This window comes from Selenomonas sp. KH1T6 (assembly GCF_900108415.1).
GTDB lineage: Bacteria > Bacillota > Negativicutes > Selenomonadales > Selenomonadaceae > Selenomonas_B > Selenomonas_B ruminantium_A.
Genome location: NZ_FNWN01000004.1, coordinates 170474 through 196790, shown reverse-complemented (window position 1 = coordinate 196790; position 26317 = coordinate 170474). Strand labels below are relative to the sequence as shown.

The 26317-nt window shown below is 54.0% G+C and carries 22 protein-coding genes; all 22 read left to right on the top strand.

Translation table 11 applies throughout. From position 1 onward, the window contains the following. Positions 1-25: 25 nt before the first annotated feature. The 22 genes from ilvB to BLW59_RS04400 all read left to right on the top strand — a co-directional run bounded on the left by ilvB (position 26) and on the right by BLW59_RS04400 (position 26297). Complete coding sequence (ilvB, locus tag BLW59_RS04505; RefSeq protein WP_074696593.1) at positions 26-1714, top strand: biosynthetic-type acetolactate synthase large subunit; 1689 nt, start codon at positions 26-28, stop codon at positions 1712-1714. Between the two features lie 26 nt (positions 1715-1740). Beyond that, the gene (gene ilvN, locus BLW59_RS04500; protein WP_029541241.1) at positions 1741-2241 is read left to right on the top strand and encodes an acetolactate synthase small subunit; all 501 of its coding nucleotides are present in this window, start codon (positions 1741-1743) and stop codon (positions 2239-2241) included. Between the two features lie 188 nt (positions 2242-2429). Further along, the gene (locus tag BLW59_RS04495; protein ID WP_074696553.1) at positions 2430-2840 is read left to right on the top strand and encodes a flagellar protein; all 411 of its coding nucleotides are present in this window, start codon (positions 2430-2432) and stop codon (positions 2838-2840) included. A gap of 139 nt (positions 2841-2979) precedes the next feature. Next, positions 2980-3264, top strand: coding sequence for a flagellar biosynthesis anti-sigma factor FlgM (flgM, locus tag BLW59_RS04490; protein ID WP_029541236.1), 285 nt, complete (start codon positions 2980-2982; stop codon positions 3262-3264). A gap of 32 nt (positions 3265-3296) precedes the next feature. Next, positions 3297-3776 carry a flagellar protein FlgN gene (locus BLW59_RS04485; protein ID WP_074696551.1) on the top strand — a complete coding sequence of 160 codons (480 nt, stop codon included), beginning with the start codon at positions 3297-3299 and terminating at the stop codon, positions 3774-3776. A 29-nt stretch (positions 3777-3805) separates the two neighbouring features. Further along, positions 3806-4303 carry a flagellar export chaperone FlgN gene (gene flgN / locus BLW59_RS04480; RefSeq protein ID WP_074696549.1) on the top strand — a complete coding sequence of 166 codons (498 nt, stop codon included), beginning with the start codon at positions 3806-3808 and terminating at the stop codon, positions 4301-4303. Positions 4304-4330: 27 nt separating this feature from the next. Next, positions 4331-6184 (top strand): flagellar hook-associated protein FlgK, encoded by a 1854-nt coding sequence (flgK, locus tag BLW59_RS04475; RefSeq protein ID WP_074696546.1) that lies wholly within the window; start codon positions 4331-4333, stop codon positions 6182-6184. A gap of 48 nt (positions 6185-6232) precedes the next feature. Continuing rightward, entirely contained in the window at positions 6233-7627 is a 1395-nt protein-coding gene (gene flgL / locus BLW59_RS04470; RefSeq protein WP_074696544.1) for a flagellar hook-associated protein FlgL, read from the top strand. A gap of 52 nt (positions 7628-7679) precedes the next feature. After that, on the top strand, positions 7680-8258 hold the full coding sequence (locus tag BLW59_RS04465; protein WP_139283544.1) for a DUF6470 family protein: 579 nt from the start codon (positions 7680-7682) through the stop codon (positions 8256-8258). Positions 8259-8285: 27 nt separating this feature from the next. After that, positions 8286-8726: a flagellar assembly protein FliW gene (gene fliW / locus BLW59_RS04460; protein WP_029541227.1), complete on the top strand. Its 441-nt coding sequence runs from the start codon at positions 8286-8288 to the stop codon at positions 8724-8726. A gap of 138 nt (positions 8727-8864) precedes the next feature. Beyond that, the gene (csrA, locus tag BLW59_RS04455) at positions 8865-9098 is read left to right on the top strand and encodes a carbon storage regulator CsrA (RefSeq protein WP_029541225.1); all 234 of its coding nucleotides are present in this window, start codon (positions 8865-8867) and stop codon (positions 9096-9098) included. Between the two features lie 109 nt (positions 9099-9207). Beyond that, positions 9208-9642: a flagellar protein FlaG gene (locus tag BLW59_RS04450; RefSeq protein WP_074696542.1), complete on the top strand. Its 435-nt coding sequence runs from the start codon at positions 9208-9210 to the stop codon at positions 9640-9642. Positions 9643-9655: 13 nt separating this feature from the next. Continuing rightward, positions 9656-11566: a flagellar filament capping protein FliD gene (gene fliD / locus BLW59_RS04445; RefSeq protein WP_074696540.1), complete on the top strand. Its 1911-nt coding sequence runs from the start codon at positions 9656-9658 to the stop codon at positions 11564-11566. 52 nt (positions 11567-11618) lie between these two features. Further along, positions 11619-12032, top strand: coding sequence for a flagellar export chaperone FliS (fliS, locus tag BLW59_RS04440; RefSeq protein ID WP_074696538.1), 414 nt, complete (start codon positions 11619-11621; stop codon positions 12030-12032). Beyond that, positions 12022-12375 carry a flagellar protein FliT gene (locus tag BLW59_RS04435; RefSeq protein WP_074696536.1) on the top strand — a complete coding sequence of 118 codons (354 nt, stop codon included), beginning with the start codon at positions 12022-12024 and terminating at the stop codon, positions 12373-12375. The genes fliS and BLW59_RS04435 overlap by 11 nt, the downstream gene beginning before the upstream one ends. Before the next feature lie 238 nt (positions 12376-12613). Next, the gene (locus BLW59_RS04430) at positions 12614-13999 is read left to right on the top strand and encodes a flagellin (RefSeq protein ID WP_074696534.1); all 1386 of its coding nucleotides are present in this window, start codon (positions 12614-12616) and stop codon (positions 13997-13999) included. Positions 14000-14115: 116 nt separating this feature from the next. Next, positions 14116-17019, top strand: coding sequence for a glycosyltransferase family 2 protein (locus BLW59_RS04425; protein ID WP_074696532.1), 2904 nt, complete (start codon positions 14116-14118; stop codon positions 17017-17019). A gap of 23 nt (positions 17020-17042) precedes the next feature. Then, positions 17043-19619, top strand: a complete 2577-nt coding sequence (locus BLW59_RS04420) for a glycosyltransferase family 2 protein (protein WP_074696530.1) — start codon at positions 17043-17045, stop codon at positions 19617-19619. Beyond that, a complete protein-coding gene (locus tag BLW59_RS04415; RefSeq protein ID WP_074696528.1) occupies positions 19619-21157 on the top strand; it encodes a hypothetical protein in 1539 nt (512 codons plus the stop codon). Before BLW59_RS04420 ends, BLW59_RS04415 begins: the two co-directional genes overlap by 1 nt. Positions 21158-21193: 36 nt before the next feature. Beyond that, positions 21194-22360, top strand: coding sequence for a tetratricopeptide repeat protein (locus BLW59_RS04410; protein ID WP_139283543.1), 1167 nt, complete (start codon positions 21194-21196; stop codon positions 22358-22360). 27 nt (positions 22361-22387) lie between these two features. Next, complete coding sequence (locus tag BLW59_RS04405) at positions 22388-24130, top strand: glycosyltransferase family 2 protein (RefSeq protein ID WP_074696524.1); 1743 nt, start codon at positions 22388-22390, stop codon at positions 24128-24130. Between the two features lie 94 nt (positions 24131-24224). After that, positions 24225-26297, top strand: coding sequence for a sulfatase-like hydrolase/transferase (locus BLW59_RS04400; protein ID WP_074696522.1), 2073 nt, complete (start codon positions 24225-24227; stop codon positions 26295-26297). Positions 26298-26317 lie beyond the last annotated feature (20 nt).

The window sequence follows — 26317 nt, the reverse complement described above, 5'->3', positions numbered from 1 at the left end:
TATTGGAGGGGGCTTTGCATTGAAGATGAATGGTGCCCAGGCTGTACTGGAAAGCCTGAAAAAAGAAGGCGTGGAAGTGGTGTTCGGCTATCCCGGAGGAGCTGTGCTGACTCTTTATGACGCCGTATACAAGATGAAATTTCCCCATATCCTGACCCGCCATGAGCAGGGGGCGGTGCATGCTGCGGATGGCTATGCCCGGGCTACGGGGAAGGTAGGGGTGGTTTTCGCCACCTCCGGCCCCGGTGCTACCAACCTTATCACCGGTATTTCCACTGCCAGCATGGACTCTGTGCCCCTGGTGTGCATCACGGGGCAGGTGGCCAATCCCTACATTGGCAAGGATTCCTTCCAGGAGGCTGATGTGTGCGGCATCACCACCCCCATCACCAAGCACAACTATCTGGTGAAAAAGGCCAAGGACTTGCCCCGGGTGCTGAAAGAAGCGTTCTTCATAGCCCGCACGGGGCGTCCCGGTCCGGTGGTCATCGATGTGGCCAAGGATGTCTTCGATACGGAGATTGACTACAAATATCCGGAGAAAGTTTCCCTCAAGGGCTACAGCGGTGAGTACGAAGGGGACGAAGCTGAGGTGGAGGCGGTAGTGCGCGCTATCCAGAAGGCCAAGAAGCCCCTGATCTTCACCGGGGGTGGCGTGAATACCTCCGATACGGCGCAGGAACTGAGGGAAATCGTGCAGCGCCTGGGCGTCCCTGTCACCACTACCCTTTTGGGCATTGGCACTTACCCTGCTGATGGGGAGGGCTTTTTGGGCATGGCCGGCATGCATGGCAGCTACGGTTCCAATATGGCTATCCAGGAATGCGATTTGCTCCTTTGCATCGGCATGCGCTTCTCAGACCGGGTGACGGGCAAGGTGGCGGCCTTTGCGCCCCATGCCAAGATCGTGCATTTCGAGCTGGATGCTGCTGAGGTGAACAAGAATGTGGAGGCAGACCTCAGAGTGCTGGGAGATCTGCGCTGGTCCCTGCCTTTGCTGAGGGACAAGCTCTCCAAGGCGTCCGATGATTTCAGGAGCCACTTTGCCCCCTGGCTGGAGCAGGCTGTCGCCCGTGCCAAAGAGAAGCCTTTCGGCTACTTGGAGGAGGGCGACCTCATCAAACCGGGGGCCCTGATTTCCAAGATAAGCTCCCTTATGCCCCGTGATACCATTGCTGTGACAGACGTAGGGCAGCATCAGATGTGGGCGGCCCAGTTCTTCAATGTCTACGAGCCACGCCACTTCCTCACTTCCGGCGGCCAGGGCACTATGGGTTACGGCCTGCCGGCTGCTCTGGGAGCAAAACTGGGGAAGCCAGACAGTCCTGTAGTGCTCTTTACCGGCGATGGCAGCATCATGATGAACTGCCAGGAGTTTGCCACCATTGCGGACAATGATATCGACCTCAAGGTGGTCATCCTTCACAACTGCATCCTGGGCATGGTGGCCCAGTGGCAGCGGCTTTTCTACAGCCATCATTATTCCCAGTCCGAGCTCAAGGGCAAGACAGATTTCGTGAAGCTTTCCGAAGCTATGGGAGTGAAGGGCTATCGCCTGACTAAGAAGGAAGAACTGGAAACTGTACTGCCCAAGCTCCTTTCCGAAAAAGGCCCCATGCTCATAGATGTGATGGTGCCTGAGGACGAAGATGTGCTGCCCATGGTGCCGGGAGGCAAGCGTTTGGACCAGATGGTGTTGGGAGGTAAGGACTGATGGGAGATAAAGTGCAGATGGAGAATATGCAGAAATACCTTTTGGCCATCCTGGTGGACAACAAGCCCGGTGTCCTCACCCATGTTTCCGGCCTTATCAGCCGCCGTGCTTTCAATATCGAGAGCATTTCTGCAGGTTACACCGAGGAGCCGGAAGTCACCCGCATCAATATCGTGGTGTCCGTGGAAAGCGACAGGGAACTGGACCAGGTGGTGACCCAGCTTTCTAAGCTCATTGATGTCATCAAGATCGTGAACCTCACCAAGCTGCCCAGCATTGCCCGGGAACTGGTGCTTATCAAGATTAAGGCAGGCAAGGAAAGCCGCGCAGACATCAAGAATATCGTGGAGATCTTCCGTGCGAAAATCGTGGACATCAGTCCTGAGAACGTGGTGGTGGAGCTTACTGGACAGCAGAGCAAGATTGACGGCTTCATCGATATGTTTGCCGACTATGAAATCATCGAGATTGCCCGTACCGGGGCCATTGCCCTCTCCCGCGGGCCTGTGCCAGTTAAAGAAATGTAAGATAACAATGTAACGGCGTCCATGGATGGTGCAAATGCCCCGGTGGGGCATTTGCTAAAAGCGGCCTTTCCAACATTAAATCCAAACCGAAAATAAAATTAGAGAAGGAATTTTAGTTATGTTGGCGAATAGACATAGCGACAGCTAAAATTGTCCGGTACATGTTGTGTGGAAGGGAGCGAAATTCAATGGCTGGAAAGGTAAAGAATTGTCCTCATTGTGGCAAGCTGTACGCTGATTACGGCGCACATATGTGCCGTGACTGTGAAGACAAGATGCGGGAGAAAGAATCGGAAGTAGTGAACTATGTCCGCGACAATCCTAAGGCCAAGATTCTTGAAATCACCGAGGCTACGGGCTGCAGCGAGCAGCTGATCAAGAAACTTATCCGTGAAGGACGCTTTGAGCAGGTGGGCGTGAAGATGACCTACCCCTGCGAAAAATGCGGTGCCCCCATCCTCAGCGGCAAGATCTGCCAGACCTGCAAGGAGAATATGCAGAAAGAGCTCCAGAAGCAGGCGGCAGGTGTGGTGGCCGCCCGCCAGGCAGCCAGTGCCAACCGTGGCCAGGGCATGCATTCCAAGGATAAGGGTCGTTAATAGTAGAATATATGAGAATATAGAAGTAAAACAAAGATATTTTAAGATAATCTCATATAAAAGGCCAAAAGCGGGAGTTAAGACTCCTGCTTTTTTTTTCGATAGAATGAGCAGAAGTATAAGAAGGTGGTGAAAAACAATGTATGTAAGCAACAACAGCGCTCTCCAGGCCCTGGCCAGTCTTTACAGCAACGATCAGGTAAAGAGCGTCAAACGCACCCAGCAGGCAGAGGGCACAAGCTTCAAGGATGAACTGGTTCTCTCCCAGGAGGCCCAGAGTTTCAGCGATATGCTGAATGAGCTGAAGACCATGGATGAGGTTCGCAGCGAGAAGGTAGATGTCCTTGCACAGCAGGTGAAGTCTGGTTCTTATGAGCCGGATGTAAAAGCCGTGGCAGAGCGCATCATGAACCTGCAGTTCTGAGAGGCTTGATTTAGGCTTTAGGGAGGCATTATATGTGGCAGGAATTACTCAAGATTCTACGCAAGCTAAGCAGTGATTATGGTGTTGTGGCAGCCCTGGGCAAAGAGAAGCATAGAGCGCTGGTTGGGGTGGATATGAAGACCCTGGACAGGCTGATAAAGCGTGAGGCAGACCTTGCCTCCTCTATCCAGAAAACCGAGTCTGCCAGGCAGGAATTATGCTTGAAAATCATTAAGGCATATCCCTCCATCACTCCTGAAATGAAAATGCAGGAAGCGTATCAGCTCGCGGGCCCGTTGGCCTGCGAGCTGAAGAGCGCCCACGAAGCACTCACGAAACTGGTCGAGGATGTCAAATCCCAGGCAGAGATCAACAATATCCTTGCCATGGGGGCTCTGGGAGCCGTGAATCAGCGCCTGGGGCAGATTGGCGGTGTGTCAGTTGACCCGGTCTATGGACGGGGTGGCAGGGAAAATGTCAGCCACAGGCAGAATTTTGAATACGATGCGTAGTTTATACAGCAATAATCGAGGTAGGGCCTATGGAAAAGCAGGAAACTGGAAAAGCTGCTATGAAGGAGGCCATTGCGCTTCTGAGAAAGCAGCTGCTCCTGGGGAATAGCTGCATGGATTGGCTGCGGGAAATGAAAGAAGCCTTGATTCATAACAGCGGGGCGGAAATCACAGGAACCGTCCAGGCGCTGGAACCGGCTCTGGGGGATTATGCCCGTCTGGAGGAAGAACAAGCAGCTTTTCTTAGGGAGCAGAGAAGCCCACGTATGTCGGCCTTTGTAGCCAGCCAGCCTGACTCTGTGGAAAGGGATGTGGCCTTTCGGCTGGTGGACAAGGTGAATATTTTGGGCAGGACGCTCCGTGAGAGCATAGCCCTGAACAAGCAGCTCATGAGCCGCAGCAAGGAATACATAGACTTCCATGTGAATCTCATGAGCGGCGTGAATGCCGGCACTATCTACTCAGCCCCGGGAGGGCCGGGCAGAGATGGAGGCCGGGAAAGAAAGATGTTTGATTCCAGCGTCTAGGCGCTGTGCATAGAAAGAGGGATGACGATGCGTTCAACCTTTGCAGGCCTCAATACTCTGGTACGGGGCATCAATGCCAACCAGCTTTCTGAGAACACGGTTGGCCACAATATCTCCAACGCCAACACTGAAGGCTATTCCCGCCAGAGCGTAAATCTCGCAGCCGTAGATGCCCGTAAGGAAGCGTCCATTTACGGTAATGTACTGGTGGGACAAGGTGTGGATTCCACTTCCTTGACTCGTGCCAGGGATATTTACGCAGACAGGCAGTACTGGAGCGAGAATTCTACCAGTGCCTACTATACTTCCAGAGCCAAGGAATATGACAAGATAGAGGCCATCTTCAACGATACCACCCTTGAGAACATTCAGGATTCCATTCAAGATTTCTACAAGGCTTGGTCATCCCTTTCTGCTAATGCTAGTGATTCCTCTACCCGCATTACAGTAGTGGAAAAAGGCAAAGTTTTTGCCGATCGTATCCATACGGCAGCCCAGAAGATGCAGGAACAGATAGATGCCAACTACAAGGATATGGAACTTAATATCACAAGGATCAATGATTATACTGACCAGATAGTGCAGCTGAACAGGAGTATCATGAGCACAGAAGCCACTGGCGGTATGGCTAATGACTTGCGTGACCAGAGAGACCTTTTGGTGGACAAGCTTTCCAGTTTTGTCAATCTGAATATATACGAAGACAGCAATGGCATGTACAGCGTGGTGTCAAACGGCGTATCCCTGGTGAACGGCATCAACAAGCTTACTCTTGAGCTTTCTGACCCCATTGCCAATGACACTTATGGCATCAATGATTATACAGTTCTGTTGAAGGAGTCGGGCATAGCCTATCAGCCTACCAACGGCACATTGAAGGCCCAGATGGATCAGATAGAGGAAGACAAGGCCTATATCGATTATCTGGCCAAGATGTCAGCCTTCATGCTCACCACCTTCAACCATCAGCATCAGCAGGGCATAGGCATTGACAGTGCTGCCTGCACCGCCACCTATGGCACAGAGGATTTTGATGATACGTCTCCGACTTATGGTGAGATTAATGATTCTGGCAGCAAGGTAGTAACGGCGGCGGGTACGGATCTTACTGGCACTTCCGGTGTCAACTTCTATGGGGCAGCCGATGTGATATACACTTGGGATGAAGCGACCCAGACTGTGACAGCCACCAAATACAGTGCAGGCTGGCATATGGTGGTTTCCACCTATGAAAAAGAAGAGGCCGGGCTTATAAATTATTACAGCAAGGCTACTGTGAAAGAAAACACGGGCAGTACCCAAACCGCGGAAACTTTGAAGGCTATTGACATAATTAAAGCTTTGGAACTTAACGCCCAGCTTACCGCAGAGAACGGGCAGAATCTGGTGGCCGCACGCACTTGGGGCACTACCACTACCAGTGTTGATCCCACTACTCATGTGGCAAAGGATCTTGGAACTCATGTAGCGGAAGCCAATGGTTCCGGTGATGGCACCAATGCGGTGGATCTCAGCACATTGTTTAATATGAATCAGGAAAACACACAAATAGATTTCATCGCCAAGCAGTTCACCGGCAATCAGCAGACCGGCACGGACAGGCGCTCTATGGGCACCATTTCCCTGGAAGCCTATTACAATCAGCGCATGACTGCTCTGGGCAGCGATGCTGAGACCATGGATTCCAAGGTCAAGGCGCAGAATGAAGTGCTGGTGCAGGTGGAAGAGTGGCGTCAGTCAGTATCGGCGGTAAACTGGAACGAAGAACTTACTAACATGATCATGTTCCAGCAAGGCTACAGCGCCTGCTCCAGATGCCTAACTACTATGGATGAGATGCTGGATAGGCTTATCAACAGCACCGGCACGGTTGGCAGATAACAGCATTAGCAGCAAAAGTCACAGTATCTGAAAGGATAGGTGGAAGCAATGCGTGTAAGCAGCACTCAGATGATAGCCCGCTACCAAAAGCAGCTTAACGATAGCTACGAAGATCAAGCAAAACTCATGGAACAGTCCGATGGCAGCAGGCTGCACCGTCCTTCGGATGATTCCGTCAACTATTCAAAGTTCCTACGCTATCAGAATACCGATACGGAGAACGACCAGTTCCAGAATAATGTTAAAAATGGTATCTCATGGATGAAGACAGCTGACTCGGCTATGTCCAATATGAAAGATCTTTTGACCACTATCCATGAGAAAACCGTCCAAGCGGCTAACGATACCAATGATACTTCCAATATTCAGGCCATCGGCAAAGATGTGCTGGCCAAGCTCCGGGAACTTGTTTCCTTGGGCAATACCCAGCAGGGGGACCGTTATATGTTCGCAGGGCAGAGCGACCTGGAGCAGCCCTTCACCATTACCAGCGCCAAGGTGCATCGTGGTCTTACCAAGACGCTGGATGACCCGCAGAGGAGTTTTTTCTCTACTATAGTCGATGACGGAAGCGGCAATACATATGCGGACAGCAAGGGCAATACGACCCAGATGTTGACACTCACGGGCGATGATGGCAATAACTACTATCTCAGCACCACTACAGGCAAGATTTATACCCAGGAATTTATGGATGAGGGTTACAAGAGAAAAGTTGGCAATGGGCAGACCCAGGTGCAAGATGGGAATGAGGTTGCAACCCTGTCAAGCTGGAGTGCCTCTACGGATGTTTCCAAGCATTTTGACAAGAATGGTCAGATAAGGACACCGCTTGATCCCGCTGTGTATCCTACTGCTGACCAGAATATTGGCAATAAATTCAGTGAAACCATCAGCGTTGACGGCAAGAATGTTAAATTAAGTTTTGCCACCATCGAGCAATACGTGGTGGAATACACCGGCGATGCCAAGAAAATTTCCATGGTGAAGCGCAATGGCACCACCGACCCGACGGCGGATACGGTGAATGTCACGGGCCAGGATCTCTTCGGCTCTGATATTTTTGACAATGAGAATTCCGGCAATCAGGTAAATGGATACTCTGGTGGTACTGCCGCACTCAATGACCTGCTTCAGGTGGTGGCCAAGATGGAGGCCGGAGATGTCAGGTGGCTTTCTTCGGATGGACTTAGTGTCACAGATAGTGCTCATGTCCAGGTGGTTGAAGCCGAGACTTCCGCCGCTGCCCGCCAAAACGTCTACGACAGCGTCTCCACCATGCTGGACAAGCAGAAAGCGACTATCACCGAGGATATCAGCAACTGCAGTGATGCAGATGTAGCAAAACTTGCGATAGACCTTATGACCATGCAGACCATCTACAATATGTCGCTTTCTGTAGGCTCAAGGATCCTGCCTCAGTCTCTGGCTGATTATCTGTAAAAATATAAGTAACTAAGCAGGAATTTCCCAAAGGAAGGGGGAATAAAAAGGTATGTTGCGATTGAATATCCGTCAGACATACACCCAGATAGGAATTCGCACGCAACCGTCTGCTCTGTCAGCACCTTATAAACCGGCCGTGGCCCACACGGAGTATGTGGCGCCCAGGTCGAACATGGGGATTACTCAGCCAAAGCTTGATATCAACAGCTATCCCAGCCGCCACTCATACGGTCATAGCACCTGCGATGACCTGACCAAGGCGGCTGGGCAGCGTGGCTTGCAGGACTTGCAGGCGGCCATCAAGCGCCACAATCACGAAGGCCTGGCCATGGCCAACAGTGGCGCCAAGCGTGGCCATGACGAAATAGCCGCCCAGGCCAAACAGCACATCGCCCAGGAAATCAGCAAAAAGCGCATCATAGTGGCCCAGCACATACCGAATCCCGAGATTCATTACACACCAGGACACCTGGTGGGAACACCTGACCCGGGCAAGTATGACTGGACGGTGGATGCTGATTACAAGGCAGATGTGAACTTTACTCCTGCCAAGGCTGAGACCTATATTGCGCAGCAGGGAAGCGTGCGGCAGTGGGTCACCGAGGGAAAATATGATATTTATGCTTGATTCTTCATTTTTTGATGGAGGCGCACTATGAGAAAAGTCGATACCCTGCGTTTTGGCACTATTGAGATTGAGGAAGAGAAGATCACCCATTTCTCCCATGGCATACCTGCCTTTGAGGAGGAAAAGGAATTTGTCATCATTCCCTATGACAGTGAAAGTCCATATCTGTTCATGCAGTCGCTTTCTACCCCGGATTTGGCCTTTCTCATCACCATGCCCTTCTTGTTCTTCCCGGACTATGAGTTCGAATTGGACGATGCCACGCAAAAGGAACTGGGCATCAAGGATCAGGAAGAGATGCTCATCTATGTGATCATCACCATTCCCCAGGGCAGGATTGAGGATATGACAGCCAATCTCACGGCTCCGGTGGTTCTCAACAAGAAGACCATGCAGGCCAAGCAGGTAGTGCTGGAGAAAGGCGGTTACACCACCAAGCACAGACTGTTCCCCGAAAAGAAAAAGTAAAACTAGAAGATGCAGCTTTGTAGCAGAACATGCCTCCACCGCTTGCGGGGGAGGGGGACCGCCGAAGGCGGTGGAAGGGGGGCTTCGAGAGCCAACTTTCATCGTTTTGCTATATCACACTAAGGAGGCTACTAGTATATGTTAGTTCTTACACGCAAACCGAGACAGCAGATTATGATAGGTGATGACGTTGTCATCAATGTGGTAGAAGTGCAGGGCGAAAATGTCCGACTGGCCATCGATGCGCCGCGTGAGATCAAGATTTACCGCGGGGAAATCTACCGTGCCATCCAGGAGGAAAACCAGAAGGCAGCTACTCCGGTGCCCAAGAATCTGGATTTCAGCGCAGTTATGCCGCCGCGTGAATCCTAAAGGATTATTTATTTTTCTGCGGAGTTTCCGCTATGCAGGGAGGCCGTCCAAGCGGCAAGGTTAATCTGAAGGTTAGGGACAACTTTTATTATCTATGGAGGGATAAAACATGATTGGGAAAGTCAATGATATGGTATCCGGTGCGGTGGTAATCGGTTCCATGACTCAGGACTATGCTGCTGGGACGGCAGCGCAGCGCTCGCAGGATCAAAGCAGTGCGTCAGCGGCTCCTGTAGATGAACTGCAGAAGGCCAAGCAAGAAGAAGGCACGAGCGTACAGGAAACTGTAGAAGCCAATGCCCAGAAGAAAGAGGAACCCAAAGAAGAAGATATGCAGGAGATGATCAAGGAGCTAAATGAGCTCATGAGCCGCATCAACTGCAATCTGGAATTCAGCTATCACAAAGAAGTGAACGTCATGTCCGTCAAGATGATTGACAAGTCCACCCATGAAGTCATCAAGGAACTTCCTCCGGAAGAGATGATTGACAACATGATTCAGGCCAAGGACTGGATAGGAGCGTTCCTGGACAAGAATGCCTGAGGAGGTGTGAACCATGAGTGCAACGGGTATATATGGTCTCTCAGGCTCCGGCATTGATGTCGACTCCATGGTAAAAGTCGGCATGATGACCAAGCAAAATGAATATGACCGCATGTATAAGAAGGAAGTGCGGCAAGAGTGGACGAAAGAAGCCTACGCCAACCTCTATTCAGACCTCACCACTTTTACCACTTCCACTATGTCCAAGTACAAGATGTCTTCTACATTGAACCCTCAGACGGTGAGCTCCACCAAGTCAGAGGTGGCTACCGCTACGGCCAACGCCGATGCGGCAGCCATGACCCACTATGTGAAGGTCAACAGTATGTCGTCCAATGCCTACCTCCTGACAGGCAACGATGGCATCACGCGCGCTGACCCGGAAAAAGAAGGAAGCCTTTATCTGCGTGACCTGATAGATACTTCCAAGTTGGGGGACGATGGAATCAGCTTCAAAGTCAGTGATGGCAAAGAGGAAAAAACTGTTACCATCACATATGACCAGATTATGAAAAATGGGCAGACTTTGAATGACTTGGTCTCAGCTTTCAATGGCACAGGGCTGAATATCAAGGCTACCTACGATGCCAACAACGATGCATTCTCTCTTTACAATAGCAGCGGTGGCAGCGCTAATGGTATCTATATGAAGGCAAATGATGATGCTGCTGCAGAACTGTTGAATAATTTGAACCTGCATACGGTGAATGTGGCCGCTGACGGCAGCAGCAGCCTGGGTGAGGATGCGCTGGATTTTACCAATTATTATACTACGACTTCCAGCGCGACCATTGCAGATGCGAGTGTTGCTAAGAGCACGGATGTAGATACCGGTGCTGCCACATATTCCGGGCTCACCATCGGCGACAGCGCCGCCAGTCTGACAGTCGCTTCTGATGGCACGGCTACTGTCACAATTGGCGAAAACGCCTATGCGGCAGAAGTGACCGAGAATGAGGATGGCTCCAAGAGCTTCAACTTCAGCACAAGCTCCACTGCCGACAATGTGACTACTGCCACGGCTTATACATTGAAGCTTTCGGGTAGTGACGTTGAAGGCTATACTCTCGGCGGCAGCGCCGAAACCACGGTTACAGACAGTAGCAAGATGGTGGGCATGGCCGGCAAGGATGCTTCTGTTACCATCGATGGCAAGAATTATACATCCGACTCCAACAAGCTCACCGTCAGCAATGTTACATACACCTTCATGGGTGTAGGCACTTCCACCATGACAGTATCTCAGGACACAGAGAAAGTTGTTGAGAATGTCAAAGCTTTTGTGGATGATTACAATGCACTGCTGGACAAGCTCAATGATATGTACAATGAGCAGAAGTACGCCGACTACGATGTGCTTACCGAGTCCCAGAAGAAGGCTATGACAGAGGAGCAGATTGAAAAGTGGGAGGAAAAGGCCAAGAGCGGACTCATGTACCGTAATGAGTACGTGGGCAAGCTTATCAGCGACCTGCGCGAAGCAATTTATACTCCTGTGGAGTCTGTGGACGGCAAGTACAAGACCATGATGTCCATCGGCATCGAGTCCAAGACAGACCGTGGTCATCTGAAGATTGATGAGGACAAACTCAGGAAGGTTTTGGCTGAGGATCCGGATATTGTTTACCAGATGCTGGGGAATCTGGACAGTGATGATGAGTTTGGCAAGAACGGTGTAGCACAGCGCGTTAGTGATGTGGCCAACAAGTCCATGAAGTCCATCAAGTCCTACGCCGGTACTTCCACGGAAGTGGCAGACGGCAGCAACCTGGGCAAGCTCATCCAGGATTTGCAGACTAAGATGAGCAACTTCAAGGTCATGATGAACGCCTTCGAGAGTGCTCTTTACAAGAAGTATGACAAGATGGAGTCTGCCATCCAGAAACTGGGTATGCAGCTGGGCTACATCACAGGTGGGCAGTAACTAAAAAGGCGGCCCCGTAGGGGGCTGCCAGATAACAAGTGGGGAGGATACTATGGTAAATGCAGCTGAAGCCTATCGCAGGCAGCAGATTATGACCGCCACGCCGGAGGCGTTGACACTGATGCTTTACAACGGGTGCTTGAAGTTCATCAACGAAGGCACGGAAGCAATAGGACGCAAAGATTATGAACAGGCAAATATCTCGCTGCAGAAAGCGCAGAATATCATCTCCGAGTTCCGCATCACTCTGAACATGGACTATGAGATTTCTCATCAGCTCATGCCCCTGTACAACTACTGCTATGACCGTCTGGTAGAGGGCAACCTCAAGAACGATGCCAAGCAGATAGGCGAGGCCAGGGACATCATCACAGAGCTGAGGGATGCCTGGGCACAGGCTATGAAGAAAGCCCGTCAGGAAAAGCAGCCCCAGAAAGCGGCCGGAGGCGTTGGCTATGTCGGGTGAGCAGGAAGCGCAGGCCAAAAAAGACTGGGAACTATACAGAACCTTGACCCATGAGCTCATCAAGTTCATGGACAAGCAGGATATAGAGGAGTTTCTTCAGATAGTAGACCAGCGAGGAGTACTGGTAGACCGCATGAAGGGAAATCCTGCCTGCGAAAAATACCGCGCCACCCCGGAGTGCCAGGCCCTCATCGAGGAAGTGGTACCTCTGGATAAGCAAATCATGTACAAGGCCAAGTCATGGCTGAACAAGAGCCGCCGCCAGAATGCCGCGGTACGGTCGTATGATCTGACGGCACCGAAATTTGGTGCCGTAGGCAACATCTTCAACAGGAAGATGTAAAGGATATGGGAAGATAAATTTTCTTCAAAAACTTTTAAAAAAACACTTAAGTATTTCGGGAAACTCTCGATAATATAAGTGTAAGGCCAAGATAATAAGCCAGCACCACTCAAAGGCAGGTCAGCTAGCAGCCTGGTGGCGATGGTGCCAGCCTATTATATAATGTTTGGCAAAAACGGTCACGGATGGCCGTTTGCAGATAGTTTATTGTTACTCACAATCAGGGAGGAATAACATCATGGCAATGGTAGTAAAGAACAACATGTCGGCAATCAATACTCTGAACACCTTGAATGCCAACTCCACGGCTCTCAGCAAGAGCCTGGCTAAGGTATCTTCCGGCATGAAAATCAATGGCGCAGCTGATGACGCTTCCGGGTATGCAATATCCGAGCGCATGAGAGTCCAGATCCGCGGTTTGGACCAGGCTAACGCCAACACCCAGAACGGCAGTTCTATGATGAAGACCGCTGAAGGTGCTGTAAGCTCCACTGTTGACATCCTCAAGACGTTGAAGGAAAAAGTCATCAGCGCAGCCAACGATGATAAGACCGATGCAGACCGCGCAGCTATCCAGAAAGAGCTCGACCAGTCCATCGACCAGATCAACGACAACGCAAACATCACCTACAACGGCAAGTACCTCGTTGATGGTTCGCACAACAGCTCGGTTATCCAGACCACGACTACGATGACGAACCAGATGCTGAATACTGGAACGAAGGCCTCTACTGCATTCACGCAGATGAAGGATCGCAACGGCAACAGCCTGAACATCCAGTCCTTGGATACAGTTACGGTTTCCTTCGTACATCAGGGTGTTACCTACACCACCAGCTTCCGTGCAGGCGCAGCTGTTAATACCGCTGGTAAGGTTACCGGGGCGGCAACTCACAGCATGAGTAGCCTGCTCAAGTTGGCAAATGACGAATTCAAGGCTAAGAATAGTGTGGGTGGTCCTTTCAAGGATCAGGATCTTTTCTCCTCTGATATTAAGACCGGTTCTGTCATTGGTAAGGATGCAGCCCAGGATACCGTCAAGACGGCTTCCGGCGAGAATGCGATGACCATCAAATCTGCTATGTCCGGTCTTACCGGTCAGATTTCTGGTTTCACGATTTCCGTGTCCAATACGAAGGGCCAGATTCAGAAGAGCATCAACGCTGTGCTGGATAACTTCGATGAATCCATCCGTGCTCAGAATAAGTCTGAGGATAACCAGATTACCCTGCAGGTTGGCACTAAGGCTAACCAGAGCATCCGCGTCGGTCTTACCGATATGCGCGCTGAGGCTCTTGGTCTTGCCAGCTCCACCGGCAAGACTTTGCAGATTGGTACCCAGGCTCAGGCCAATGCAGCCATCAACGTTCTCGACAATGCCGTTCAGAAGGCACTGGATCAGCAGACCACCATCGGCGCTATCCAGTCTCGTCTCGAGTACACCAGCAGCAACCTGACGACTTCCAGCCAGAACGTCCAGGCTTCCGAGTCCACGATTCGCGATGCCGATATGGCCAAGGAAATGACCAACTACACGAAGAACAATGTTCTTCTGCAGGCAGCTCAGTCCATGCTGGCTCAGGCCAACCAGAGCAGTTCCTCTGTTCTCAGCCTGCTCCAGTAAGCTTAGGTGGCAAAGGCCTTTCAGGCCAAGCTTCACTATTAACCATGAGAACCCTCCCCGACCGGGGAGGGTTTTTTATTGCCTTTGTCGAATTTTGATACATGGAGGTGTGTCCCATGCGTATTTCAGCCTGCTATATAGTAAAGGACGAAGCTGAGGAACTGCGGCGCAGTTTGGAAGGGGTAAAGGGTCAAGCGGACGAGATTATTGTGGTGCAGACGGTGGAGTCTCAGGCGGTGCATCAGGCAGCGGAGCAGGCAGGGGCGCGGCTTTTTTATTTTGCCTGGCAGGATGATTTCGCCGCTGCCAGGAATTTCGCATTGGCCCAGGCAACAGGGGACTGGCTCCTGCTGTTGGATGCAGATGAGTATTTTACGGAAGAGACAGCGGGCAATCTACGCAAGGTAGTAGAGGCACACAGAGAGGTGGAGGGGCTGCTGGTCCCTTTGACGAATTTGGGGCAGCAGGGGGAGGATATGCTGACCGCCCCTGCCCTGCGGCTGGCTCGCCGCCAGCCGGGGCTTAAATATGTGGGACGCATCCATGAGGAACTGTGCGTGGGGGACAAAATACTGGAAGATGTGCAGATCCTGACTGAGAAGGAACTGCATATCCTGCATACGGGCTATCGCCCGGAGGTGAATAAGTCGAAGGCGGAGCGAAATCTGCGCCTGCTGCGGCAGGAACTAAGGGAGCGGCAGTCAAAAAACGAGGCAGAGGGCAGCCTCTATATGTACCTGGCGGAGGCTTGCTATGGGCTGGGTCAGGCGCGGGAGGCAGAGCATTGGGCCAGGCTTGATATAGCCCAGGGCAGACGGAAAGTGCTCTATGCCAGCCGCTCCCATCATATCCTGCTATCCCTTCTGGCAAAGCAATCCCGCCCTGAGGACAGGCTGCAGGCTGCGGAGAGGGCCTCACAGGATTTTCCGGAGCTGGCCGAGTTCCGGGCGGAACTGGCGGCATGTAGAGCCGCTTGGGGAGATTTCGCGGGAGCATCCGCAGAGCTCGCACAAGCCATGGAGCTGGCCGGAAGGCCCTCCGGTTTTGAACCTCAGCATTTCGGGACGGCAGAGGCAGAGCAGGCGGAAAAGCAGCTGCAGGTTTGGCGTGATTTAGCGGAAGAGGCGGAAACGCTGGATTTGTCTGTCTGCATGATTATGAAGGATGAGGTACAGGAACTGCCTGCTTGGCTGGCTAATGCGCAGACTTATGCAAAAAATAAGGAAATAATCATCGTAGATACCGGCTCCCAGGACGGCAGCCGCGAGCTGGCAGATCAGGCGGGGGTGCGGCTCTATGATTTTCTCTGGCGGGATGATTTTGCCGCTGCCAAGAATTTTGCTCTGGAGCAGGTAATACCCGTAGATGAAAAAGCCTTCCCCTATGGGGAAGGGGGACCGCGCAAGCGGTGGATGAGATCTTCCGATAACGAAGCTAAATGGATAATCTTTCTGGATGCAGATGAGACCTTCTACCACCCGGAGGGTGTGCGGGGACTCTTGGTCAGGGCCATCCGGCGTCACCCGGAGGCTCAAGGTTTTCAGGTGCTGATGCGCCATGTGGATACGGATGCGGCTGACCTGCCTATAGGCACAGAGCCTGTTATCCGCATCCTCAGGCAGCAAAGGGGGCTTGGCTATCAGGGGAGAGTGCATGAGGTACCGAGCCTGCATGGGGAGATATTAGCCGGATTGCCGTTGGCAGAGGGGCTCATCCTGCGCCATACAGGCTACGCATCCTCGAAGGTGCGTGCCAAGGCAAGGCGCAACCTGCGCCTTTTGCGGCAGCAGGAAGAAAGGCCCCAGGATTACCGCTACCTGGCGGATGCCTGCTACGCATTAGAACGTTATGATGAGGCATTGCATTATGCCCGGCTGGCTCTTGCTTCCGGCTGGCAGGGGCTGGACAGCAACAAGTCCCTGTATGGGACAGTATTGCATTCGCTTATGCGCTTGCGCCATCCTCTTAGTGAGCAACTCACGCTGCTGGGAGAGGCACGGCAGTCATTCCCCCAGGCTGCAGATTTCCTGGCTTGGCAGGGGCTGCTGCTTTGGCAGCTAGGAAAGCTGCCGGAGGCCGGACACTTGCTGAACTCTGCCCTGCAGGCGGGAAGAACTGCTGAACTGGAGCCAATGCTGGCTAAAGTCCGTGCGGTGTTGGGGATGCTGTCTCTGGAGCGTGGACAGAGGGAGCAGGCAGAGGCGGAACTGGCCGAGGCATTGGGGTGGAATCCTTTTGAGCGTATGGCGCTGGAGCTGGCCGCACGGCTCTGGCCGGAGCCTGAAGCGTGGGTGGAGCATCTGCGACCCTTCTATCAAGGCGAAGCAATGAGACGGCAATTTCTGCCACAGCTGGGACGTTGGGCCGCCGAGGCAGGGCAGCTGTCGTTGCTGCTATATGTGCAGAGGCTTAGGTGCGAGGAGGGGCAGAGCGTGCCTGAGACAGAGTTGTGCGCGGCTTATGCACGACATGAGCAGGATGTGGGACGAGCGCTTTTTCTGCAGATTGCACAGGATATGCAGCGGCTGTTCGTGGCCTGCCTGCAGCTGAGCCGGCCACGGGATGGCATGGAAGCGGAAGATATCCCCCATGAATGCTTGGAGCTTCTCCCCGCAGAACTACGCCAGGTGGCGGAGGCGTGGCAGTCAGGCGAGGCGTTGCCGCCGGAGGCAGGAGGGTCTTATGCTACGGGTCTGGATATTGTCATGGCTGGGCAGGCTGTTTCCCTTTACGAACGTTATGCGGCTCTGGGATTGGAGCTTGCCCCGGCACGGCAGCGTGAGTCAGCAGACAAATTTTTCCGTCAGCGGGCCTGGGCAGCGGCCTTTGCCCTTTATCAGGCTTTGCCGGCCGATGAAACAGGCGAGCCGGGCAGCTTCTGGCATCATCTGGGGGTTACGCTTTACCATCTGGGCGAATACGGGGCTGTGGAGGAATGTCTGGCCAGAGCGGAGGCGGCAGGCTCACGGGAGCCGGACATGGCTGCTTACCGCAAGTGGGCGAGGGAGCAGCTGTCTTGAAATAATGAGAGGTGAATCCTTTTATGAGCGGCATCAGGATTTCCGCTTGTGCGATTATGAGGGATGAGGAGAAGAATATAGGGCGTTGGCTGCAGGATATGAGACAGCTGGCCGACGAGATTATCGTGGTGGACACGGGTTCCCGGGACAGGACGGCGGAACTGGCACGGGCGGGAGGTGCTAGGGTCTATGACTTCACTTGGCGGGATGATTTCGCGGCTGCGAAGAATTTTGCCCTGTCCCAGGCCACGGGTAAGTGGGTACTGTTTCTGGATGCGGACGAGTATTTTTCGCCAGAGAGCCTGCCAAGGGTACGACCGCTGCTGGAGAATCTGGAGGCGGATAAGCGCGTGGGGGGCGTTCTCTGCCGTTGGGTGAACCTGGATGCGGACGATGGCTTCCGTGAGCGGGATGCATATTTGCAGATGCGTGTTTTTCGCCGCCGCAGGGACATACGCTATGAAGGATGTGTGCATGAGGCACTGAGGATGCCGCCTGTTCTTGAGGCCAGGCTGACCCGTGAAATAGTTATCTGCCATACCGGCTACTCATCCAGCCGCGTGGCGGCCAAGCTGCGCCGCAACGAGAGGTTGCTGAGGCATCAGATCGCATCGAGGGGGGGGCAGCCGACAGCGGCGGAGCTATACTATCTGCTTGACTGTGCCTATGGCCTGCAGGAGCACGGACAGGCGCTGCATCTGGCAGAAAGTCTGGTGAATGATGCACGGCTCTTTGGGCTGTTGCCGAATCTGCAGCTGCGGGTGTGGGAAATATACCTGAGCCTGCTGCAGGAGCAGGAGGCGGTGGGGAAGCTGCTGCAGGCCTTCCGCAGGGCGCGGGAGGCTTTTCCGGAGGCACCTTCGCTGCTGTTTATGGAGGGGGCCTGGCTGTATGCCCAGGGACAGGAACGCGAGGCAGAGGCAAGCCTGCGGGCAGGGCTACGGCTGCGGGAGCAGGAGCACTTCTCCGCCGTGGGGGTGGCTGATACGGCGGAAAGCATGCTGCCTGTGGTGTCAAGGATATTGGCCAGGATAGACGAGGATGGCAAGATGGCGAAGAAAGTGCAAGTAGACAGGAAAAAGAGGGGGCAGGACAAAGGTTCTCAGGCTAGGCCTATGCGCATCTCGGCTTGCGCCATCATGAAGGATGAAGCGGAGAATCTGCCGGCCTGGCTGGAGTCCGTGGGTTCCTTTGCAGATGAGATCATCGTGGTGGACACCGGCTCCCAGGATGGTACCCGGGCCATTGCAGAGGCAGGCGGCGCGCGTGTCTATGACTTCACCTGGGTGGGAGATTTTGCGGCGGCCAAGAATTTCGCCATCGAGCAGGCCACGGGGGACTGGATCGCTTTTCCCGATGCGGATGAGATCTTCTCTGTGGATTCGCGCTCCAAAATCAGGCCCCTGCTTCAGCGTTTGGAGCAGCGCCGGGATATACTGGCCGTTTGCTGCCGTCTGGTGAACGTGGACAAGGACGATCGAAACAGGTACATGGAGACCATAGAGCAGATCCGCTTGTTCCGCCGCAGGCCGGAGCTGCGCTACCTGGGGCGCATCCATGAGGCGCTGGCCGGGGTGCCGGAGGGGAATATCTGGCATGACAGGGAACTGACCATCTACCATACGGGCTATTCCGCCAGCGTGCTGCCTCAGAAGAACCGGCGCAATCTGGAGCTGCTTCGCCGGAAGGCAGAGGAGGAAGGCAGGGTCAGGCAGGAGGACTGGCATTATTATATGGACTGCTATTACGGTCTGCGGGACTATGCTGAGGCAGCCGCCTGGGCGCAGAAAGTCATAGCCGACAGAACGCAGTCAAGGGAGATTTGGAAGAACGGCTGGGAGACTTATCTAAGTTCCCTGGTGCGGGGGAATTTTCCCGCTGACAGGACTATAGAGGCCATGGAAGAGGCCAGGCGGGCTGTGCCGGAGATGCCCCGCTTCACGTTGATGGAGGGGCTGTACCTGTTCAGTCAAAGGGATTACCTGCGGGCAGAGATTCTGCTGCAGGAGGGGCTGGCCGCTCCCGTGAGGCAGGAGGCGGACAATATACGCCGCTTGCAGCCCCATGCCCTGTCCAAGCTGGGCGAAATGGCTCTATGGCAGGGACGGGCAGGGGAAGCTCAGGAGAAATGGCTGCAGGCGCTGCAGGTGAACCGCTACCTGCCTGGTACCGTGCGTCTGCTAGTGGACTCGCTTATGGAGGAAGGAGCAGATGCAGTAGCTGTCATAGAGCTGCTGTCACATATTTACGAGCAGGAGGATGCGGTTTTTCTGGCAGAGACCATGCGGAGGACGGACGGCAGCCTGTACCTGTACTATGCTCGTCGACAAGGGCTGGCGGCAGACAGCATCGAGGGATACGAGCAGGCAGGGCACTGGGGGGCAGCAGCAGATAAGCTAAGCCAGCGACTGGCCTTGTTGGAGAGGCTGGCCATCGCTCAGGCAGAGCGGGAAGGGGATGGGACGTTGGAGGAATCCTTGCGCCCGCTCTTGGGCATGCGGCTGCAGCAGGCGTGGCAATGGTTGCGGCAGGGCGATGAAGCAGTCAGGGGGGATGAGGAGACGGCAGCACTGCACAGGCTGGTACGGGAGGAATGGTAATGGCAGGTATGATATTGGATGAGGCTTGGGCAGAGCATGTCAGGCGAATGCAGGCATTTATGGAGAGAGTAAAGCCAGCCTTGGATCTGCTGGATAAGCATGAGCCGCAGCTGGCTTTGGATAAGCTGACTTATTTGCTGGAACAGGCTCCAGTAGAGGAGGCGGATAAGTGGCAGGCCTTGATGTACAAGTCCTGGTGCTATCGTGACCTGGGGGAGGCTGCCAAGTGCCTGGCTTACGGTATGGAAGCAGTGCACAGCACGGAGGGGCAGTCCCTGTTCACTCAGCAGAAAACATATGGGAGTCTGATTTTCTACATGTATGAAACCCTCATATCCGATGAGGAACTGAAGCGGGCTACTTTCGCCTTTGATGAGCTGAACCGGAAGACCCAGATCTATGAACATGACAGGGAAAGGCACCGGGAGCATGAGAAAATCCGTGTAGGCTATATTGCCAGCCGCTTTACGGAAAACGTACTCAGCTATTTCGTCATCCAGCTTTTGTGCGCTTATGACCGCAAGCGATTTGAAGTTTATTGTTATAGCTACGGCAAGAAGGAAGATAGGGTGACGGAATTTATCAGACCCTTGGTGAAAAAATTTTATGTGGGGCCTTATGGGCCGCACACGCCGCCGGATATAATGGCAGCGGAGATCTATGAGGATGGGGTGGATATACTTTTCGATCTGTCAGGGCATACAGAGAACAGCCTGGGGCTGATTGCGGCCTCATATAAGCCTGCGCCGGTGCAGCTGACAGGCATCGGCTTTATGGGCACAAGCGGCATGAAGGCTATGGATTATTTTCTGGGTGACCCGTACTGTGATCCGCCGGGGCTGAATGAGAATGATTTCAGTGAGGAAATCTTGCGCCTGCCCCACAGCCATTTCTGCTACACCCCTTCGGAGCTGGCGTTGCATATCACCAATAAGTATCGCCCCAAGAAACCCGGTGAGGAAATCCTGCTGGCCTCCTTCGGCAATTTCCGCAAGCTGAATGAGCCTCATATCAGCCTTTGGGCGGAAATACTGCGGCGGCTGCCTCAGGCCAAGTTGCTGCTGCGCTCCTCGGATGATAACCGATATATGCAACGCAAGGTCAGGGAGATGTTTCGCGCGCAAGGGCTTGAGTCTACCGGGAGGGTCATCATTGAGAGGCCTGATAACGACTACCTGAACCGTTATCAGGATGTGGATCTGCTGTTGGACACATATCCCTATGTGGGGGGCGGAACGACCTGTGATGCGCTTTATGCAGGTGTGCCGGTAATTTCTCTGTACGGTCGCAGGCATGGGACGCGCTTCGGCTACAGCCTGTTGACGAATGCGGGTCTGGGGGAACTGGCAGCGGCCACGAAGGAGGAGTATGTGGAGAAGGCGGTGGCTCTGGGAAGCGATCCCGAGCTGCTGGCCGCGTTGCACGAAAGAATACCAGAGATGTTCCGGAAATCTCCGATAATGGATGCAGTAGGCTATATGCGGGATGTCCAGGCCGCCTATGAGCATATCTGGCAGAGGTGGCTGGCGGGGAAGTGAGACACGCAGGCATTACGGGAAGGAGGCAGGAGGAGAGTGGCGAAAGGTACTTACGGGTACAGTGATAGGTTGCTCTGGGATAGCATTGAGGCTCTGTGGCAGGGGGATATGGCACTGGCCTGGCGAGCCTTTGACGGCTTTGCAGGCGACAGCGTGGACGTGTCCAGCACGCGGGAGCTTTTCCTGTATCAGTTGTTGGGCGAACTGCAGCTGGCCTCCGGGAACTATGATCAGGCAGAGGAATGCTTCGGGAAATACAGGGACAAATTCCCTGCATTCGCCGGAGAGAATGAGACAGTGCTCTTTCATTTGGGCAATATATCTGCTTATAAAGGCGACTTGCCACGGGCACTGACATATTATCGGGAGGCTTTGGGAATCAGGAAATATTATCCCGAGGTCTTCATAAATATTGCTCTGCTGGCTGAGCAGATGGGTGACTCCGATCTGGGGCGGCAGATGCCCTTAAATGAAGAGGATGGCAAGCTGCTTGATCGACGGGAATTCCAGGAGCGGCGCCGGAGAGAGATGCCGGAGACCAACCCATGGCAGATTCCCATTTTCATTAATGCCAGGGACAGGCTGGACTGTCTCAGACAGCTGGTGGACTGGCTCCGGCAGGCTGGGTATGAAAAAATTTATATATTGGACAATGCATCAACATATCAGCCTTTGCTGGATTATTATGGTACGCTGGAAGAGCAGGGGATATGGGTTCTGAAGCTCAGACAGAATCTGGGGCATACTGCGCTGTGGCAGAGCGGCATTCTGGAAAAGCTGGATATCAGGACACCATACATATATACAGATCCCGACGTGTTGCCACTGGAGGAATGTCCCAAGGATTTCGTGGCGGAGCTATTGGGACTGCTCCGGAAATACCCTTGGCTGGAAAAGGCCGGGCTGGGCCTGTACTATGAGGATATAACCTATTTCGATGCCGCAGCCAAGCGGGATTGGGAAAAGATGTTTTATCAGGTGCCTGTAGAGGCAGGCGTTTATTTCGCGCCGGTTGACACGACGCTGGCGCTCTACCGGGATGCAAGGCATTACTGCATAGAAGAGGCTGTACGCACAGGAGGTCGGCTCATGTGCAGGCATCTGCCCTGGTATTATGATTATGAGCGACTGCCGGAGGATGAGCGGTATTATCTGGAGCATGCCAATGAGAGCAGCACCCTGAGAAGGGACTGGGACAAATAGTATCTGGTCAGGAGGTGGGAGTACGGCATGGACAAGGCAAATCGTGTGGCTGCCATCGCCATGGTCAAGAATGAGGCCGATATCATCGAAAGTTTTGCCAGACACATTTTACGCCTGGCGGATGTACTGCTGGTTGCCGACCACATGAGCACGGATGCCACGCCTGAAATCCTGACCAGTCTGCGGGAGGAGGGGCTTGCCCTGCGCTGGGAAAGATACCGCCAGCCCGGCCATCATCAGGCAGAGGTCATGACAGGTCTCTTATGGAAGGCAATACGGGAAGAACAGGCGGATATCATCCTGGCTCTGGATGCGGATGAATTTCCGGTGGCAGAGCAGGGCGGCATCTGGCTGAGGGAATATCTGCAGGGCCTGGACAGGGAGCAGGTCTACCAGCTGCCCTGGGTGCGCTATGGTCTGAGCCAGCCTGAGTCTGGCCATGATCAGTTCCTGCTGTCAAGGCCGCTCATGCGCAGGTCTGAGGCGGAGCAGTTGGGCAAGGTGTTGCTGGGGGCCGGAGCCGTGCAGGCACGGCAGCTGTCCTTAAGTCAGGGCAGCCATGTGGCCAAAACACCGGAGCAGACGGGGACGGTCTTTGGCGTTCCGGCCATGCCTGTCGCCCAAGGGGTGCATCTTGCCCATTTTCCCAAGCGCAGTCAGGCGCAGCAGATTTCTAAGACCCTGTGCATGTGGCTGTCCAACCTCAGTAGCTTCACGGATTACACATCCTACACCATCTCCTATCGCGAAGCGTTCAGGGCTGTCACGGAGGGCAGATCGCTGCCGGAGGATGATTTCTCTGATATGCGGGAGGTACAGCTGGCTGCCTATGCTGGCGAATGCAGTCTGCGCTATACCGGACGGGAAGTGCAGCCCTATGCCAACGCCCTGCGCCAGGCGGAGCAGATAGCAGCTGACTGCGGGCTTATGCATGCGCTGGTCAGCCGCCCTTCCGTCAGCGTGCTGCTACTCTGGGACGGTAGGCGGGAGGAATTCCTGGCTTCGCTGGATGGTATCAGGCGACAGTCTTACAGGCCGGGGCAACTGTTGGTGCTGGATCTGCAGGGGATGGGCCTCTCCAGCATCGAAGCGGAGCTGGAGAAGTCAGGCCTTCCCTGGGGAAGGGTAGCAAAGGCCGAGGCTGCCACGCTTAAGCAGACGGTCAGGGGAGATTATGTGCAATGGGTGCTGCCTGGTGATGTACTGGCAGAGGATAAGTTGCGCGACATGACGGCGCTGCTGCAGGCGAACAGGCAGGCCTGGCTGGCTGTCAGCACAAATCTTAGGCAGGAAAGCGGTTGGGCCCCGGGATGTCTGGGTCTGGACAGCGGCCGCCTGGCCCATTATTTCTTTGGCAGGGAGCTGTTGCGGGCCATGCTGAGGGAAGGGGAGTTCTGTCGCAGCAATTTGACTGGCATCCTTTTCCGCCGCAGCCTGCTTGAGGAATGCGATTTCCTGCAGGGAGCTTTCCTAGACGGACTGCTGCTGCCGGCGGCAATGTGGCAGCTGTGCCTGTCCACTGATCATCAGACGGCGCTGGTGCAACGTGATTTTGTCAGGGAGGAGCCCAGACATTGGACGGCGGATGAGCGCATCCTGCATGAACTGGGCATTTTTTATCTGCTGGATGCGGCTCTGGCCGGACATATTATTTCGGAGGTGGAGCATGGGCAGGATGTTATGCGGTTCCAGCAGCACAGGGCAGACCTGCTGCCTGTTCTTAAGGCAGAGGCGGAGCCGGGCCTGTGGGCGGCTTATGCGGATGCGTGAGATGATGTAAGGGGGTATGAACAAGATTTCATTGATTACTATGGTGAAGAATGCAGAAATTTGAGCGAAGTGATTGGCAGGTGGGCGGTAAGGTATGAGGACGCATGAAGGTAGTGAGGCAACTGACTCCCGGCAATGGCTGGACAGGGCCGCAGAGGTATTCCGACAGCTTCAGCTCCTGGACAGGGCGGGAGATTATGGCAAGGCTTTTCTGGAGAACTTGGAGCTGTATGAGAGACTAAATCCGGATACGGCGGAAGGACATTATTGGCTGGCACGCTGCCTGCGCGAACGAGGCGAAATGAAGTTGGCTTTGGCACAAGCTCGGGAGGCCTATGAAAGACGCGGTCAGCAGCCCCTGATCTGGCAACTTTTGGCAAAACTACTGGCAGAGTTGGGCGAGAAACGGGAGGCGTATTTCTTCCAGGCTTTGGCTCTGGCTGCCAGGCCCGACGAGGAGCCGCCGGAACTGCCTGAGCAGCAGGACAGGCTCCGGCTGCTGCAGGAGATGAAATCCATGACGGCTCCTTTTCAGGTCAAATACCGCTCAATTTTCTCCGATAATGATCAATACGGTGGACACTTGGTGGGGCAATTCCTGGACAGCGATTTTCTTGGGCAGCGGAGTTCGGGTTATCGAGAATGGTGCGGTATCTATAATCCTCACGGCTGGCGCGAGGCGAGGAGCGTCCAGGCTGACCTCAGCGAGCTGGTGGCCGTGGACACGATGGGGTATACAGATTACTTCTTTGATATCATGAAGGTGCAACTGGGGACGGAGATAAGGCTCTCCCCGCCATCGGGGGGAGCGGCGGTACTCCCGTTAGCGGGAACGGAGAGCTGTCAGGCGGCGGATTTCAGCGATGGAAAGCATGGGGGAGAGGTGAGGCTGCTGCGCTATGAGTTCGATTTCTACAGGTTCAGCGAGCCGTTGACCGTCCGTTCTGCCAGCCCCATGGCTATCGGGGAGCCTATCCTTATGCGGCATGATGAGGGACGGTTGCGGCTGGTGCTGAACATCCTGACAGATGGGCTGAGCTGGAAGCAGATGCAGAAGGAGAATTTCCGCAGGGTGCCCAATATTCGCAGATTCTTTGCTTCCGGGGTGACTTTCGGCAATCACTATGCAGTGGCTGAGTACACTTACCCTGCCTTGGCGGCCATTCAAACAAGCCAGCATCTACACCATGGGCAGATTTTCCATAATAAGCGCTGGGCGAGAGTGCGGCCCGGGATTGCAACCTTATCTGAGAAGATGAAAGGGCTGGGCTATTACTGTGTCACGACCATTGGGGAGCCGAACGGCATATACAACGGAGCTTTACGCGGCTTTGACCGCAAAATCATCCAGGGGGTCTATCCCTGTGCCTATGAAGGGGTGGACAGAACCATGCGCTTTCTGGAGGCGTTTGGTGAGACAGATGCTTTTGTGTTCCTGCATGTGACGGATTCGCATCCCTATAATGCTAGCGTTCCGCCGGCTGTCCAGGCAGAAGCGCGTGTGCCCTGGTATGAAAGTCTGGAGCAGACTGAGGATGCATCGGTGTTCCTGCCGAGCAATCCCATGAGCCTGGCCAGCAACGGAGCGTCAATAGAGATGATGGATCGGCATCTTGGTACGCTGTTCAGGTACCTGGAGGAGCATTACCGGCCTGAGGAATATCTTGTCTGCCTGTACTCTGATCATGGAGCATCCATATACTCAGAACCTCCCTATCTGCTGAGCGAGGAGCAGGCCGGCTCGGCCTTTATGCTGCGGGGAGCGGGTGTGCCACCCCTGGGCGATGTGGAGGAATTGACCAGTGCGCTGGATATCATGCCCAGTCTGGCCAGACTGGCTGGCTTTGAGCCAGAGCCATACTGGGACGGGCAGTTGCCGGCGGCCCTGGGTGGCAGGGTCAGGGAATATGTTGCCAGCAATTCTCTCTTTCCGGGGCAGACATATAAGCTATGTATCAGGACACAGACTCATGAGTTCAGGCTGGAGACGGTAGAACCTACGAGGGAGGATGGTACCGTGGATATGAGCGCATTTGAGACGCATATCTATACGCGGGATGCGAAGCATGAAGAGATATATGATCCTGCTTTGCAGGAGTTCTTCATGTGCCGCGCTGTCCGGCACATGAAATCGTTTTGCCACGGGCTGGATGAGCATATGGACTGACAGGTTGGCATGAGGGGGAA